Below are 15,280 nucleotides of genomic sequence, written 5' to 3'. Positions count from 1 at the left end.
CGGGCTCAGACCCGCCAGAGCGCGTGGACCGGGTGCGGGGCGAGGCGCTCCCGCCCGCCGAGGGCCATGAGCTCCACGACGACGGCGACCGCGGTGACCACGCCGCCGAGCTGTTCGACCAGCGCGATGGCCGCCTCCAGCGTGCCGCCGGTGGCCAGGACGTCGTCGACGAGCAGCACGCGCTGGCCCGGGGTGATCGAGTCGGCGTGCAGCTCGAGGGTCGCCGTCCCGTACTCCAGCACGTACTCGGCCGTGACGACCTCGCGAGGCAGCTTGCCGGCCTTGCGCACCGGGAGCACACCGGTCCCGGCGTCCAGCGCGACGGCGGCCGCGAGCAGGAACCCGCGGGCCTCCACGCCGGCGACCACGTCGAAGCCCGGCCCACCGTCGGCCCGGCCCAGCGCAGCCGCCCGCGGATCGACGTCGGCGGGCTCGGTGAGCGCGTCGACGACCCGCCGGAACGCGCCTGCATCGGCGAACACCGGCGTCAGGTCGCGGAAGAGCACCCCGGGCTCGGGGAAGTCGGGCACGTCCACCGAGAAGCTGGCGATCAACTCCTCGATCGGCAGCTCCCCGTCCCGGACGGCGCTCACCGTCGCTTCCGGCCTGCCGGACGCTGCCCCGGCCGGCTCGGCCGCTGACCGGGCCGCGGGGTGGTCGTCCCGCCCCGGGCACTCGGGCGCACCGAGGCCGGCGACTCGATCTGCACGTCGGCCATCGGCTGACTCGGCAGGGCGTCCTCCCGCTCGGCGACCGCCACCGCGCTGCGCCGGGTCGCCCCGCTCCCCCGCCGGGCCGTCGCCACGGGGGCGTCGACCCGCACACCGCCCTGGCGGGCCTCGGCCGACCGGCGGGCCAGCACCCGCCGGCGCAGCGCCTGCTGCTCTGGCCGGCGTTCCTCCAGCTCGGAGAGCACCGGCGTGGCCAGGAAGATGGAGCTGTACGTGCCGGCGGCCAGACCGACGAAGAGGACCAGGGCGAGGTCCTTCAGCGTGCCGGCTCCCAGCAGCCCGGCGCCGACGAACAGCAGCCCGGCGACCGGCAGCAGCGCGATGACCGAGGTGTTGACCGAGCGCATCAGCGTCTGGTTCACCGCGAGGTTCGCGGCCTCGCCGTAGGTGGACCGGGCGTTCTTGTCGAGGTCCTTGGTGTTCTCGTCGACCTTGTCGAACACCACGACGGTGTCGTAGAGCGAGAAGCCCAGGATCGTCAGCAGCCCGATGACCGTCGAGGGCGAGACCTCGAAGCCGATCAGTGCGTAGATCCCTGCGGTGACGACGATGTCGTGCAGCAGGGCGACGATCGCGGCGATCGCCATCGTCGGTCGGAACCGGATGGCCAGGAAGGCCACCACCGCGACCAGGAAGACGGCCAGCGCGATCAGCGCCTGGTTGGTGACGTTGCCGCCCCAGTCCGCGCTCACCGACTGCGGGCTGACCTGGGAGGGGTCCACGCCGGCAGCGTCGGCGACCGCGGCGACCACGGCCGTCTCGGTCTCGTTGTCCAGCGCACTGGTGCGCAGCAGGACGGAGTCGCCACCGACCACCTGGGCGCTGGAGACCTGGGCTCCGGCCTCTTCGGCCGCATCGCGGACCTCGCCGAGCTCGGCACTGGTGGCCGGCACCCGCACGCTGTTCCCGCCGGCGAACTCGATGCCGAAGTTGAACCCGCGGAACACCATGGCCGCGACGCACAGCAGCATCACGACGGCGGTGACCCGGAACCAGAAGCGCCGACGGCCGACCACGTCGAGGCCGACCTCGCCGTTGTAGAGCCGGTGCGCCAGGGACGCCCGAGGGCGTGTCCGGGCGGCACCCGGGACCGTCCCCTCGGCGGGGAGCCCGGCGTCGGCGAGCGCCTGGTCGCCAGTGCTGTCACCGGCCGCCTCGTCGCGGACGTCGGAGTCGTCGACGTCCTCGCCGTCGACCTCCTCGCCGTCCGACTCCTCGGTGTCGAGCTGATCGGCAGGCACGGACTCGTCGGCCGACCGCGCCAGCGGCTCGGCGGAGGTCCGCGTGGCAGTGCCATCCGGGCGCACGGCCGGGCCCTGCTCCGCCGGGGCGTCCTCTCCCCAGCCGTGGCCCTGGGGGCCGGCGCCGTCAGCGCCGGTGCGGTCGCGGGGGGTCATCGATTGCTCCCGTTCATGCTGCTGCTGCCGGTGGCTGCGCCGACCAGCTCGCGGTCGCTCCGTGTCGGCTGGACCGGTCGCCGGCTGTGGTCCACCCGGCCCAGCCCGGAGAAGCGGTTGGTCCCGAGTCCCTTGAACCGGCTGAGCACCACCATCAGCGGGTGGGTGAAGAGGAAGACGACGATCAGGTCGAGCACCGTGGACAGGCCCAGGGTGAACGCGAAGCCCTTCACGTCACCGATGGCCAGCCAGTAGAGGATGGCCGCGGCGAGGAAGCTGACCGCGTCGGCGGACAGGATCGTCCGGCGGGCCCGCACCCAGGCGCGCGGCGTGGCGCTGCGCAGGCTGCGCCCCTCGCGCACCTCGTCCTTGAGCCGTTCGAAGTAGACGACGAACGAGTCGGCCGTGATGCCGATGGACACGATGAACCCGGCGATCCCGGCGAGGCTCAGCGCGAAGCCGATCTCCCGGCTGAGCAGGACCAGGCAGGCGTAGACGACCACCGCCGAGAGGATCAGGCTGGCGATCATCACCAGGCCGAGCAGCCGGTAGTACAGCAGCGCGTAGACGAACACCAGCGCGACGCCGATCCCGCCGGCGATGAGCCCGGCGCGCAGCTGCTCCTCGCCCAGCTCGGTGGTGACGGTCTGCGCCGTCGCCTGGCTGAACGTCAGGGGCAGGGCGCCGTACTTGAGCTGGTTGGCCAGCTCGGTGGCGGCGGCCTGGTCGAAGCTGCCGGTGATCTGGGTGGTGCCACCCACGATGGCCGAGTTGATCGTCGGCGCGGAGACGACCCGCCCGTCGAGGGTGATCGCCACGTTGTTGCCGACGTTGGCCGTCGTGTAGTCCGCCCAGGCGGCCGAGCCCGAGGACGTGAAGTCGAGGTTGACGACCCACTCACCGGTGCCGACCTCGGTGCCGGCCGTGGCGTCGGCGACGTCGGTGCCCTCGATGACCGCCGGCCCGAGCAGGAACTTCGCGGTGCCGTCGTCGGAACACGCAGCGATGTAGGACTCGGGCTGGTCGACCTCGGTGGTGGTCGTGTCGCAGGTGAGCGTCGCGTACTCGGCGAGCGCCTCCTCCTGGGTGACGACCGGCGCATCCGGGTCGGCAACAGCAGGCTCGGTGGCCGCCGGGTCCGTCGCCGCGGGGTCCGTCGCCTCGGGGTCGGTCGCTGCCGGGTCCGTGGCCGCGGGATCGGTCGCCTCGGGGTCGGTCGCGGCCGGGTCCGTGGCGGCAGGGTCTGTGGCGGCCGGCTCCGGACCGACGAGCACGGGACGGAACCGCAGCTGCGCGGTCGCCCCCAGCTCGCGGGCCTGGTCGCCGTCCTCGCCCGGCACCGAGATGACGATGTTGCTGTTGCCCTCGGTGACGACCTCGGCCTCCGCGACGCCCAGGCCGTTGACCCGCTGCTCGATGATCTCGCGGGCGAGGTCGAGGTCCTCGGGGTCGGGCGCCTGACCGTCGGGCGTGCGGGCCTCGAGGGTCACCGTCGTCCCGCCCTGCAGGTCGAGACCGAGCTGCGGGGTGCGCTGGTCGCCGGTGAGGAAGACCAGGGAGTACAGCCCGGCGACGATCAGGAGGAACGCCGCGAAGTACCGGCGGGCAGAGAGCTGACGGGCGGCCATGCGTCGACCCGGCTCAGCGGGTGCGGTCGGTGGAGTCGCCGTCGCCGTCGATGGTGCCGGTGGCCCCCTCGGGCGGGACGGCGCCGGACGCCGACTGGCGGATCTCCATGACCGCCGGGCGGGCGACGGTGATGACGACCCCCGGGGCGACCTCCAGGCCGACGATGCCCTCGCCGAGCGAGGCGACCGTGCCGTGGATCCCGCTGGTCAGCATGACCGGGGTGCCCACGGTCAGCGAGGACTGCAGCGCTTCGGCCTTCGCCTGCATCTTCTTGCGCTGCCGGGCGGGCAGCACGATCAGCAGGCCGAAGGCCAGGACGAGCAGGATCAACGGGAAGAACTGTTCCACGACGGGTGAGCCTCTCTACCGCAGCGAGTCGCGCGGTGGGTGCGGCCCGGGATCGGGCCGCTCGGGTACATCGGCGCCGGCGCACGCCCGCCTGCGCAGGGTGGCTCCGGGGCGAGGCGCCCCGACTGCAGCCGGGTTGCGCGCCAGCGCCGATGAGTCTATGCGTCGAAGAGGGTCTGTGACGACGGCGCGTCCGACGGCGGGTCGGCGGTGAGCCCGCTGAGCGGCAGTCCACCCCGCGGCACGGCGTGCCCCAGATGACGGAAGGCCGCCTCGGTCGCCACCCGTCCTCGCGAGGTGCGGGCCAGCAGCCCGGCCCGCACGAGGAACGGCTCGCAGACCTCCTCGACGGTGTGCGGCTCCTCCCCCACGGCCACGGCGAGGGTCGCCACCCCCACCGGCCCACCGCCGAAGCGGACGACGAGGGCCTCCAGGACCGACCGGTCGAGCCGGTCCAGCCCGAGGTCGTCCACGTCGTACAAGGCCAGTGCCGCCTGGGCGACGTCCCGGGTGATCCGGCCGTCGGCCCGCACCTCGGCGTAGTCGCGGACCCGCCGCAGCAGTCGGTTGGCGATCCGCGGGGTCCCGCGGGAGCGCCCGGCGATCTCCGCCGAGCCGTCGTCGGTGAGCTGGACCCCCAGCAGGTCGGCGCTGCGCGCCAGCACCCGCTCCAGGTCGGCGACCTCGTAGAACTCCATCTGCCCGACGAAGCCGAACCGGTCGCGCAGCGGCCCGGTCAGCAGCCCGGCGCGGGTGGTGGCGCCGACCAGGGTGAACGGGTGGATCTCCAGGGGGATCGCCGTGGCGCCCGGTCCCTTGCCGACGACGACGTCGACCCGGAAGTCCTCCATCGCCATGTAGAGCAGTTCCTCGGCCGGCCGGGCGATGCGGTGGATCTCGTCGATGAACAGCACGTCACCGGGGCCGAGGTTGGACAGCATCGCGGCGAGGTCGCCGGAGCGCTCGATCGCCGGCCCGCTGGTGATCTTCACCGCGGTGCCGAGCTCGGTGCCGATGATCAGCGCGAGGCTGGTCTTGCCCAGCCCGGGCGGGCCGGAGAGCAGCACGTGGTCCGGCGGCCGGCCGCGGCGCTTGGCGCCCTCCAGCACGAGGTCCAGCTGGCGGGCGACCTTGGGCTGGCCGATGAAGTCGGTCAGCGAGTTCGGGCGCAGCGCCGACTCGACGACCCGCTCCTCGTCACCGGCCCGCGGGTCGACCGCGTCGTCGGGGAACCGGCCCGGCCCGGCATCGGCGGCGGACAGCCCGCGGTCGAACGGGGTGCTCACGACCGCCCCAGGATCTGCAGCGCCTGCCGCAGGAGGACCGCGACCTGGACGCCGCCGGCCAGCTGCTGCTCCTCGGCCACCGGCTCGAGGGCGGAGACCGCGGTGTCCGCCTCCCGGCTCGACCAGCCCAGCCCGACCAGGGCCGCGGTGAGCTGGTCCCGCCAGGGGGCCACCGGGGTGACCGCGCCGAGGCCGGCCGCCGGTGGGCCGTCCAGCGAGGTGTCCGACGCCGTCGTGCCCAGCCGGTCGCGGAGCTCCAGCACCAGCCGCTCGGCGCCCTTCTTGCCGATCCCGGGCACCTGCATCAGCGCCTTGAGGTCGCCCATCGACACCGCCCTGCGCACCTCGCGGGGCGGGTGGATCGCCAGCACCGCCTGGGCGAGCCGGGGGCCCACGCCGTTGGCGGTCTGCAGCAGCTCGAACAGCTGACGCTCGTCGTCGTCGGCGAAGCCGTAGAGGGTGAGGGAGTCCTCGCGGACCACCAGGCTGGTCGACAGCCGGGCCTGCTCCCCCACCGCCAGCCGGGCGATCGTCCCGGGGGTGCACTGCACGGACAGCCCCACGCCACCGACCTCGAGGACCGCGCCGTCGGGTGAGACCGCGGCCACCCGGCCGTTCACCGACGCGATCATCGGGGCGACACCCCCGTCCAGCGGGGCAGCGTCGCCGGCCGGACGGGGGCGCCGATGCCGCCGGCCAGGGCCGCGACCCGCAGTCGCTGCTGCGCCGGCCCTCGCCACACGTGACAGACGGCCAGCGCCAGGGCGTCGGCGGCGTCCGCGGGCTTGGGCGCGGTGGCGAGCCCGAGGACCCGGGTGACCATCATCGTGACCTGGTCCTTGTCTGCGCGGCCGTTGCCGGAGATCGCGGCCTTGACCTCGCTCGGCGTGTGCCAGGCGACCGGCACGTCGGCCTGCGCGGCGGCCAGGGCGGCGACGCCGGCGGCCTGCGCCGTGCCGGTCGCCGTGCCCTTGTTGTTCTGGGTGAACACCCGCTCGATGGCGACCGCGGTGGGCCGGTGCTCGCGCAGCAGTGCGGTCACGGCGGTGTGCACCTCCAGCAGACGCAGTTCCAGGTCGAGGTCGGGCGAGGTGCGGACGACGCCGACCCCCAGCGCCGTCGGTCGAGCACCGGGGCGCCCCTCGACCACGCCCCACCCACACCGGGTGAGCCCCGGGTCGATGCCGAGCACCCGCATGAGGACCTCCACCAGCCGACGCGAACACGTGTTCGAACCACGCTAACCGCCGAGGTCCAGCTGTCCCCACACCGACACGCGCGTGACCCGCTGGAACGGCCCCTCGCAGGGGCCCGCCGTGAGCGTGCGAACGGTGGGGGGCGAGGGGGTCCTTCCTCAGGCGTCGATCGACTCCATGACCTCGTCGGAGACGTCGTAGTTCGCGTAGACGTTCTGCACGTCGTCGAGGTCCTCGAGGGCGTCGATGAGCCGGAACACCTTGCCCGCGCCGTCGGCGTCCAGCTCGACCTGCACGCTGGGCAGGAAGCCCATGTCGGCGGAGTCGTAGTCGATGCCGGCGTCCTGCAGGGCGGTGCGCACGGCGACCAGGTCGGTGGGCTCGCAGACCACCTCGAAGGTGTCGCCCAGGTCGCGGACCTCCTCCGCGCCGGCGTCCAGCACGGCCATCAGCACGTCGTCCTCGGTGGTGCCGGTCGCGGGGACCACGACGACGCCCTTGCGGGAGAACAGGTAGGAGACCGAGCCGGGGTCGGCCATGTTCCCCCCGTTGCGGGTCATCGCGGTGCGCACCTCCATCGCCGACCGGTTCTTGTTGTCGGTGAGGCACTCGATCAGCACGGCGACGCCGCCGGCGGCGTAGCCCTCGTAGGTGATGCCCTGGTAGTCGACCCCACCGGCCTCGAGGCCGCCGCCGCGCTTGACCGCGCGGTCGATGTTGTCGTTGGGCACCGAGCTCTTCTTCGCCTTCTGGACGGCGTCGTAGAGCGTCGGGTTGCCCGACAGGTCAGCACCGCCGGTGCGCGCGGCGACCTCGATGTTCTTGATCAGCTTGGCGAAGAGCTTGCCCCGCTTGGCATCGATGCCGGCCTTCTTGTGCTTGGTCGTCGCCCACTTGGAATGCCCGCTCACGACGTTCTCCCCTCACTGCCCGCGTCCGCTCCGGCGCCGGCACTGCTCGCATGGTCTCGTGCCCTCATCGCCCTTGCCCCCGGCACCAGCTCCACGACCTCCCGCACCAGCTCCACGAACAGCGCGTGCACCCGGGTGTCCCCGGTCAGCTCGGGGTGGAAGCTGGTGGCCACCAGCCGGCCCTGACGGACGGCGACGATCTTACCGTCGGCCGGTCCGCCCTCCACCCGGCCGAGCACCTCGACGGCCGGCCCGGCCTCCTCGACCCACGGGGCGCGGATGAAGACCGCGTGCAGCGGCGGCCCGGGGACCCCGGCCAGCTGCACCTCGGTCTCGAAGGAGTCGACCTGCCGGCCGAACGCGTTGCGGCGCACCGTCACGTCCAGGCCACCGATGGTCTCCTGGTCGGCCGGGGCGTCGAGCACCGTGTCGGCCAGCAGGATCATCCCGGCGCACGACCCGTAGGCGGGGAGCCCGGCGCGGACGGCGTCCCGCAGCGGCTGCAGCATGCCGAACCGCGCGGCGAGCTTGGCCATCGTGGTGGACTCCCCGCCGGGCAGGACCAGCCCGTCGACCTCGGCCAGCTCACCGGGCCGGCGCACCGGCCGCGCCTCGGCGCCGGTCGCCCGCAGCGCGGCGAGGTGCTCGCGGACGTCGCCCTGCAGCGCGAGCACCCCGATCGTCGGCGGGGTCACCAGCCGCGCTTGGCGTACTGCTCGCTCTCCGGCAGCGTGCTGACGTTGATGCCGACCATGGCCTCACCGAGCCCGCGGGAGACCTTGGCGATCACGCTGGGGTCGTCGAAGAAGGTGGTGGCCTGCACGATCGCGGCGGCGCGCTGCGCCGGGTCACCGGACTTGAAGATCCCCGACCCGACGAAGACGCCCTGGGCGCCCAGCTGCATCATCATCGCCGCGTCCGCGGGGGTGGCGATGCCACCGGCGGTGAACAGGACGACGGGCAGCGCGCCGGTGCGGGCGACCTCGGCCACCAGGTCGTAGGGCGCGCGCAGCTCCTTGGCGGCGACGAACAGCTCGGTCTCGTCCAGGGTGCCCAGCCGCTTGATGCCGGCCCGGATGGCCCGCATGTGCCGGGTGGCCTCGACCACGTTGCCGGTGCCGGCCTCGCCCTTGGAGCGGATCATCGCCGCGCCCTCGGAGATCCGGCGCAGCGCCTCCCCGAGGTCGGTGGCGCCGCAGACGAAGGGCACGGTGAACGCGCTCTTGACGATGTGGTGCGCCTCGTCGGCCGGGGTGAGCACCTCGGACTCGTCGACGTAGTCGACGCCGAGCGCCTGCAGCACCTGGGCCTCGACGAAGTGACCGATCCGGGCCTTGGCCATCACCGGGATGGAGACCGCGCCGATGATGCCCTCGATCATGTCGGGGTCGCTCATCCGGGCGATGCCGCCCTCGACGCGGATGTCGGCGGGCACCCGCTCCAGGGCCATCACCGCGACGGCGCCGGCGTCCTCGGCGATCTTGGCCTGCTCGGGGGTGACGACGTCCATGATGACGCCGCCCTTCAGCTGCTCGGCCATCCCGCGCTTGACGCGGTCGGTGCCGGTGCCGGTGGGCTCGCTGTGGTTCAGGGACACGCTGCTGCCTCGCAGGTCGTCGGGCCGGGGACCGGCGGGAGGGGACGGCCCAGCGTACGGCGGATCAGCCGGTGGGCCGCGCGGTGCCGGAGCCCGGGCCGGTGAGCACCGCGTCGAGGCCGTCGTCGATGTCGAAGTACCGGGGCAGCGGACGGCCGGCGTGCAGCCGCAGCACCCGGGCCAGCCGGCCCCGGCGCAGCGTCCGGGTGTCCCGGACGGCGTCGTTGTAGAACCGCCGGGCCAGGCCCACCCGCATGCCGGCGTCCTCGAGCTCCGGGGGGAGCACCCCGGCGGGGACCCTGCGGAGCAGTCGGCCCAGCGCGTTCTCGGCGGCCTCCCGGTCCCCGGCCGACGGCGCCCGGGCCCCGGCCGCAGCCGAGGCCAGCGCGTCGGCGCGCTCGGGACCGAGGTCACCGGCGTGCTCCCGGGCCAGCGCCGCCGCCAGCTCGGCCCGGCGCCGCAGCGCGGCGTCGAGGACCTCCCGTGCGCGGCGGACCCGCCCGGCCAGCCGGCGCAGCCGGGTGAGCGTCCAGGCGGTCCAGAGGAGCACCAGGGCCACCAGGAGCCCGGCGGCGAGCAGCAGCCAGGTCGCGGTGGTCATGGGGCACCAGGCTAGCGGCGCACCCGCCTGCGGAAGGGCCCCGACGGCCCGGGCCCACCGGTCGCGTCGGGGAGATCACCCAGCAGGGCGGCGTCGGCGGCGGTGGAGGCGGTCACCGCGGTGCCGCCCGGCGGGGCGACCGTCTCGTAGACGGCGAGGATCCGCTGGGCGACCACGGCCCAGTCGTAGTCGGCGACGGCCCGCCGGCCGGCCGCCTGCAGCTCCGCCCGCCGGACGGGGTCGGCGAGCAGGCCGCCGAGCGCCGTGGCCAGCGCGGCGGCGTCCCCACGCCGGACCAGCACCCCGGCGGCGCCGTCCGCCAGGACCCGGCTGAAGGCGTCCAGGTCGCTGGCGACCACCGGCGCACCGGCGCCCATCGCCTCCAGCAGGATCACCCCGAAGGACTCCCCCAGCAGGTTCGGGGCGCAGTAGACGTCGACCGAGCGGAGGAAGGCCGCCTTCGCCGGCTCGTCCAGCTCCCCGAGGACCGTGACGTGCGGGCGCAGGTCGTCGGCCACCAGCTCGTCCAGCTCGTCGGGGTCGCCGCGGCCGGCGATGAGCAGCCGGGCCCGCGGGTGCTCGGCGACCACGGTCCGCATCGCCTCCAGGAGCACCGGCAGGCCCTTGCGCGGCTCGTCGTAGCGGCCGAGGAAGCCGATCGTCGGGGCGTCGGTGCCCCGCTGGTACCCAGCCAGCGTCGGCCCCTCGGCGAACGCCGCGACGTGCACCCCGTTGGGGATGACCACCGCGTCGCCACCCAGGTGCTCGACCTGGACGCGGCGGGCGAAGTCGGAGACGGCGATCCGGCCGGCCACCTTCTCCAGCCACGGGCGCGCCCACGGCCCGAGCGCTGCGAGCACCTTGGAGCGGGTGGTCGCCGCGTGGAACGTCGCCACGATCGGGCCCTCGGCGATGATGCAGACCAGCAGGGACAACGACACCGACGCCGGCTCGTGCACGTGGACGACGTCGAAGTGCCCGTCCCGCAGCCAGCGGCGGGCGCGGGCGGCGGAGACCAGGCCGAAGGAGACGCTGGCCATCGAGCCGTTGTAGGGAACCGGCACCGCGCGACCGGCCCAGGTCACGTGCTCGGCGGGCAGCGACTCCTCGTGCAGCGCCGGGGTCAGGATCTCCACGTGGTGCCCTAGCCCGCGCAGCGTCTCGGCGAGGTCGCGCACGTGGTACTGCACACCACCGGGGACGTCCCACTGGTACGGGCAGACCAGCCCGATCCGCATCACCCCACCTCCGCCGCCGGCGTGGTCACGGCCGGGGACGCCGGGGCACGGCCCATGGGGCCCACCTCGGGCCAGACCCGGCCGAGCACGTGCCAGTCCTCGGGACGCTCGGCGATCGTCGTGGCGAAGGCGTCGGCGACCTGCTGCGTGGCGCTGGTCACCCGGTCCCGCAGCCGGCCCGGCCCGTCGAGCGGCACCGGGGGGTGGACGACGAACTGCCACCCCGCACCGTCGAACTGGCAGACGGCGGGCAGCAGGGTGGCCCCGGTCTGAGCCGCGACCAGGGCCGGGCCGCCGGGCATCGTCGTCCGGCGGCCGAAGAAGGTGACCGGCACACCGCTGCCGGACAGGTCCCGGTCCATCAGCAGGCAAGCGGTCCCGCCGTCGGCCAGCCACTCGCGCAGCACCGCCGAGCTGGGCCGCTCCCCGCCGGTGAGCGGCACGACCCGCATGCCCAGCCGTTCCCGGAAGGCGACGAACCGGCGGTACAGCGACTCCGGCCGCAGCCGCTCGGCGACCGTCAGGAACGGGCCCCCGAGCCAGGCGATCAGCCACACCCCGGCGGCGTCCCAGTTCCCGCTGTGCGGCAGGGCCAGGACGATGCCGCGGCCCTGCGCACGCGCGGCCTCCAGGTGCTCCCGGCCGCGCAGCTCCGAGCCGGCGAGGATCCGCTCGCTGGACAGCGTCGGCAGCCGGAAGGCCTCCTGCCAGTAGCGGGCGTAGGACTGCATCGCCCGCCGGGTGAGGTCGTCCAGTGCCCTGTCGTCCAGGCCACCGCCGGTGACGACGTCCAGGTTGGCCCGCAGCTGCCGGGCACCCCGCCCGCCGCGGCGCACGGCGAGTGCGCCGCCCGCTGCGGCGCCGGCCCGGGCAGCCGGCTCGGGCAGCAGCCGGACGGCCCGCCAGCCGGCCGCGTACCCGGCGTCGGTGAGCCGGGCGAGCAGGTCGGCGCGGCGGCTCACGGGGCGGGGCGCTCGGACGGCTGGTCGGGGGACGACGTCGGCAGTCGACGTCCGCGGGCCTCCCGGCGGACCGCGGCGAACCGCTGCGCGACCGTCACCGCGCTGCCGACGAGCAGCACCCACAGCGCGACGTGGACCGCGTACGGGATGCCCAGGCCGGTGAACCCGGTGCCGACGAGCACCAGGATCAGCCGTTCGGTGCGCTCGACGACCCCCACGTCGGCGGACAGCCCGACCCCCTCGGCGCGGGCCTTGATGTAGGAGGTGAGCACCCCGAGCACCAGGCACAGCAGCGCGAGCAGCACCAGCAGCCGGTTGTCCCCGGCGCCGGAGAACCACCAGACCAGCCCACCGAAGATGGCGGCGTCGGCGGCCCGGTCACCGGCGGAGTCCAGCACCGCACCGAAGACCGAACCGCCCCCGCGGGCCCGGGCGAGGGCGCCGTCCAGCATGTCCAGCAGCACGAAGACGGTCACGGCCAGGGCGCCCCAGAACAGCAGGCCGTTGCCGATCAGGAAGACCGCGGAGAGGACCGCGCCGAGGGTGCCGGTGAGGGTCACCGCGTCGGCGGTGACCCCGGCCCGGACCAGGCCGCGCACCACGGGCGCCCAGAAACGGCCGACGGCCGGCCGGAGGTTGACGCCGAGCACTCAGGCCACCGTGGGGTGCGGGGCGGACCCGGTCCCCTGGCCGGCAGCCGGCCAGGCGCCGGACAGCAGGGCCCTGGTCTCGGCGAGCACCTGCGGCAGCACGCGGGTCAGCCCGACCACCGGCATGAAGTTGGTGTCCCCACCCCAGCGCGGCACGGCGTGCTGGTGCAGGTGGTCGGCGATGCCGGCGCCGGCGACCGAGCCCTGGTTCATCCCGATGTTGAACCCGTGCGCACCGCTGACCGACCGGACCACGCGCATCGCCGTCTGGGTGAAGGCGCCGAGCTCGGCGACCTCGGCGATGGTGAGGTCGGTGTAGTCGGGCACGTGCCGGTACGGCACGACCATCAGGTGACCGGCGTTGTACGGGTAGAGGTTGAGGACGGCGAACACCGTCTCGCCCCGGGCCACGATCAGCCCGTCCTCGTCCGACATCGCCGGGATCAGGCAGAACGGGCAGTCGTGGTCGCCGGTCGGCTTGTTCTCCCCGCGGATGTAGGCCATCCGGTAGGGCGTCCACAGGTGCTCGAACCCCGAGGTCGGCCCGTCGTCGTCGTTGCGCAGCGGCACCCGGTAGGCGGCCGGCCCCTCGCCCATGTCCGTGCCCCCGGTCATCCGGCCACCATCGGGGTCTCCGCGGTCGGGTCGCTGTTGTGCCGGCCCTCGACCCAGGCGGCCACCTGGGCCACCGCCTCGGCCACCGGGACGCCGTTGCGCTGCGAGCCGTCGCGGTAGCGGAAGGAGACCGCCCCCGCCTCGGCGTCGGTGGCACCGGCGATCAGCACGAACGGCACCTTCTGCTTGCTGGCGGTGCGGATCTTCTTCTGCATCCGGTCGTCGGAGTCGTCGATCTCCACCCGGATGCCACGCCGGCGCAGCTGCAGGGCGACGTCGGTCAGGTAGGGCACCTGCTCGTCGGTGATCGGGATGCCGACCACCTGGACCGGGGCGAGCCAGGCCGGGAAGGCGCCGGCGTAGTGCTCGGTCAGCACGCCGAAGAACCGCTCGATCGAGCCGAACTTCGCCGAGTGGATCATCACCGGCTGCTGCCGGGTGCCGTCGGCGGCGCTGAACTCCAGGCCGAAGCGGGCCGGCTGGTTGAAGTCGTACTGGATGGTCGACATCTGCCAGGTGCGCCCGATCGCGTCGCGGGCCTGGACGGAGATCTTCGGGCCGTAGTAGGCCGCGCCACCGGGGTCGGGGACGAGCTCCAGACCGGTCTCCCTGGCCGCCTCCTCCAGCACCGCGGTGGCGGTGGCCCACTCCTCGTCGGAGCCGATGAACTTCGGGCCGTCGTCCCGGGTGGAGAGCTCGAGGTGGTAGTCGTCCAGGCCGAAGTCGCGCAGCAGCCCGAGGACGAAGGCCAGCAGGTGCCGGACCTCCCCGGGTGCCTGCTCCGGGGTGACGTAGCTGTGCGAGTCGTCCTGGGTCAGCCCGCGGACCCGGGTCAGGCCGTGCACGACGCCGGACTTCTCGTACCGGTACACCGAGCCGAACTCGAAGAACCGCAGCGGCAGCTCGCGGTAGGACCGCCCGCGCGACCGGAAGATCAGGTTGTGCATCGGGCAGTTCATGGCCTTGAGGAAGTACTCGCTGTTCTCCAGCTCCATGGCCGGGAACATCGTCTCCTCGTAGTACGGCAGGTGCCCGGAGGTCTCGAAGAGCCCGCGCTTGCTGATGTGCGGGGTGCCGACGTAGTCGAACCCCTCCTCCAGGTGCCGGCGCCGGACGTAGTCCTCCATCTCCCGCTTCACGACCCCGCCCTTGGGGTGGAAGACGGCGAGGCCCGAGCCGATCTCGTCGGGGAAGCTGAACAGGTCGAGCTCGACACCGAGCTTGCGGTGGTCGCGGCGCTCGGCCTCGGCGATCTGCTCCAGGTACGCCTTGTGCGCGTCCTTGCTCTCCCACGCGGTGCCGTAGACCCGCTGCAGCTGCGGGTTCTTCTCGCTCCCCCGCCAGTAGGCGGCGGCGCTGCGGGTGAGGGAGAACGCCGGGATGGTGCTGGTGCGCGGCAGGTGCGGACCACGGCACAGGTCGGTCCACAGCCGGTCGCCGGTGCGCGGGTCGAGGTTGTCGTACATGGTCAGCTGCGCACCGCCCACCTCGACGTCGGCGCCCTCCGCGGCCTCCTCGCCGGCCCCGTCCTGGTCGGCACCGCCCTTGAGGCCGATCAGCTCCAGCTTGTACGGCTCGTGCGCCAGCTCGGCCCGGGCCTCGTCGTCGCCGATCTCGCGGCGGCTGAAGTTCTGCCCCTGCTTCACGATCGCCTGCATGCGCTTCTCCAGCGCCTGCAGGTCTTCCGGGGTGAACGGCCGCTCGGGGTCGAAGTCGTAGTAGAAGCCGTTCTCCACCGGCGGGCCGATGCCCAGCCGGGTGCCCGGGAACAGGTCCTGCGCGGCCTGGGCCAGCACGTGGGCGGTGGAGTGCCGGATCACCGCGCGACCGTCGGGGCTGGCGGCGGGCACCGGCTCGACCTCGGCGTCGGCGGCCGGGGCCCAGCCGAGGTCCTTGAGGTCGCCGGAGGCCACGTCCCGGACGACGACCGCGCCGTCCGGGCCCTTCAGCGGCACCCCGGCGTCCTTGAGCGCCTGCAGGGCCGTCGTCCCGGCCGGCACCAGGATCGCGGTGACGGCGGTGGGCGAAGGCGGGGTGGACACGAGAGCTCCCGGGGGTCGGACACGGTGCCGGCCGGTCGGCCGGGCGCAGTCGAGACTAGTGCGCCGGGACGACGGTC

Annotated in this window: 16 protein-coding genes; all 16 read right to left on the bottom strand. The window is 74.0% G+C overall.

Annotated features, from left to right (window positions below):
• Window positions 1-5 precede the first annotated feature (5 nt).
• Entirely contained in the window at window positions 6-593 is a 588-nt protein-coding gene (locus tag O2V61_RS08450; protein WP_331254210.1) for an adenine phosphoribosyltransferase, read from the bottom strand.
• The gene (secF, locus tag O2V61_RS08445) at window positions 590-2,128 is read right to left on the bottom strand and encodes a protein translocase subunit SecF (RefSeq protein ID WP_269182845.1); all 1,539 of its coding nucleotides are present in this window, start codon (window positions 2,126-2,128) and stop codon (window positions 590-592) included. The genes O2V61_RS08450 and secF overlap by 4 nt, the downstream gene beginning before the upstream one ends.
• Entirely contained in the window at window positions 2,125-3,756 is a 1,632-nt protein-coding gene (gene secD, locus O2V61_RS08440) for a protein translocase subunit SecD (protein ID WP_269182844.1), read from the bottom strand. The genes secF and secD overlap by 4 nt, the downstream gene beginning before the upstream one ends.
• A gap of 13 nt (window positions 3,757-3,769) precedes the next feature.
• Window positions 3,770-4,105 (bottom strand): preprotein translocase subunit YajC, encoded by a 336-nt coding sequence (gene yajC / locus O2V61_RS08435; protein ID WP_269182843.1) that lies wholly within the window; start codon window positions 4,103-4,105, stop codon window positions 3,770-3,772.
• Window positions 4,106-4,263: 158 nt separating this feature from the next.
• Entirely contained in the window at window positions 4,264-5,391 is a 1,128-nt protein-coding gene (gene ruvB / locus O2V61_RS08430) for a Holliday junction branch migration DNA helicase RuvB (RefSeq protein WP_331254209.1), read from the bottom strand.
• Window positions 5,388-6,023 (bottom strand): Holliday junction branch migration protein RuvA, encoded by a 636-nt coding sequence (gene ruvA / locus O2V61_RS08425; protein WP_269182842.1) that lies wholly within the window; start codon window positions 6,021-6,023, stop codon window positions 5,388-5,390. Before ruvA ends, ruvB begins: the two co-directional genes overlap by 4 nt.
• Window positions 6,020-6,601 (bottom strand): crossover junction endodeoxyribonuclease RuvC, encoded by a 582-nt coding sequence (ruvC, locus tag O2V61_RS08420; protein ID WP_269182841.1) that lies wholly within the window; start codon window positions 6,599-6,601, stop codon window positions 6,020-6,022. Before ruvC ends, ruvA begins: the two co-directional genes overlap by 4 nt.
• 144 nt (window positions 6,602-6,745) lie before the next feature.
• The gene (locus tag O2V61_RS08415; protein ID WP_269156890.1) at window positions 6,746-7,498 is read right to left on the bottom strand and encodes a YebC/PmpR family DNA-binding transcriptional regulator; all 753 of its coding nucleotides are present in this window, start codon (window positions 7,496-7,498) and stop codon (window positions 6,746-6,748) included.
• Entirely contained in the window at window positions 7,495-8,193 is a 699-nt protein-coding gene (gene pdxT / locus O2V61_RS08410) for a pyridoxal 5'-phosphate synthase glutaminase subunit PdxT (protein ID WP_269182840.1), read from the bottom strand. Before pdxT ends, O2V61_RS08415 begins: the two co-directional genes overlap by 4 nt.
• Window positions 8,190-9,095 (bottom strand): pyridoxal 5'-phosphate synthase lyase subunit PdxS, encoded by a 906-nt coding sequence (pdxS, locus tag O2V61_RS08405; protein WP_442929169.1) that lies wholly within the window; start codon window positions 9,093-9,095, stop codon window positions 8,190-8,192. The genes pdxT and pdxS overlap by 4 nt, the downstream gene beginning before the upstream one ends.
• Before the next feature lie 64 nt (window positions 9,096-9,159).
• A complete protein-coding gene (locus tag O2V61_RS08400; protein WP_269182839.1) occupies window positions 9,160-9,696 on the bottom strand; it encodes a hypothetical protein in 537 nt (178 codons plus the stop codon).
• 11 nt (window positions 9,697-9,707) lie between these two features.
• Entirely contained in the window at window positions 9,708-10,934 is a 1,227-nt protein-coding gene (locus O2V61_RS08395) for a glycosyltransferase family 4 protein (RefSeq protein WP_269182838.1), read from the bottom strand.
• On the bottom strand, window positions 10,934-11,896 hold the full coding sequence (locus tag O2V61_RS08390; RefSeq protein WP_269182837.1) for a phosphatidylinositol mannoside acyltransferase: 963 nt from the start codon (window positions 11,894-11,896) through the stop codon (window positions 10,934-10,936). Before O2V61_RS08390 ends, O2V61_RS08395 begins: the two co-directional genes overlap by 1 nt.
• Complete coding sequence (gene pgsA / locus O2V61_RS08385) at window positions 11,893-12,546, bottom strand: phosphatidylinositol phosphate synthase (protein WP_269182836.1); 654 nt, start codon at window positions 12,544-12,546, stop codon at window positions 11,893-11,895. Before pgsA ends, O2V61_RS08390 begins: the two co-directional genes overlap by 4 nt.
• The gene (locus O2V61_RS08380) at window positions 12,547-13,161 is read right to left on the bottom strand and encodes an HIT family protein (RefSeq protein ID WP_269182835.1); all 615 of its coding nucleotides are present in this window, start codon (window positions 13,159-13,161) and stop codon (window positions 12,547-12,549) included.
• Window positions 13,158-15,203 carry a threonine--tRNA ligase gene (thrS, locus tag O2V61_RS08375; protein ID WP_269182834.1) on the bottom strand — a complete coding sequence of 682 codons (2,046 nt, stop codon included), beginning with the start codon at window positions 15,201-15,203 and terminating at the stop codon, window positions 13,158-13,160. Before thrS ends, O2V61_RS08380 begins: the two co-directional genes overlap by 4 nt.
• Window positions 15,204-15,280 lie beyond the last annotated feature (77 nt).

The sequence above is a fragment of the Modestobacter sp. VKM Ac-2985 genome, assembly GCF_026967925.1.
In the GTDB taxonomy this organism is placed as follows: Bacteria; Actinomycetota; Actinomycetes; order Mycobacteriales; family Geodermatophilaceae; genus Modestobacter.
The sequence above is the reverse complement of the archived record's forward strand: the minus strand, read 5'-3'. Positions and strand labels throughout refer to the sequence as shown.

Coding starts and splice junctions, on each gene's coding strand:
- secF (WP_269182845.1), bottom strand. CDS start 2,128: ATGACCCCCCGCGACCGCACCGGCGCTGACGGCGCCGGCCCCCAGGGC.
- secD (WP_269182844.1), bottom strand. CDS start 3,756: ATGGCCGCCCGTCAGCTCTCTGCCCGCCGGTACTTCGCGGCGTTCCTC.
- ruvA (WP_269182842.1), bottom strand. CDS start 6,023: ATGATCGCGTCGGTGAACGGCCGGGTGGCCGCGGTCTCACCCGACGGC.
- O2V61_RS08400 (WP_269182839.1), bottom strand. CDS start 9,696: ATGACCACCGCGACCTGGCTGCTGCTCGCCGCCGGGCTCCTGGTGGCC.
- O2V61_RS08395 (WP_269182838.1), bottom strand. CDS start 10,934: ATGCGGATCGGGCTGGTCTGCCCGTACCAGTGGGACGTCCCCGGTGGT.
- O2V61_RS08380 (WP_269182835.1), bottom strand. CDS start 13,161: ATGACCGGGGGCACGGACATGGGCGAGGGGCCGGCCGCCTACCGGGTG.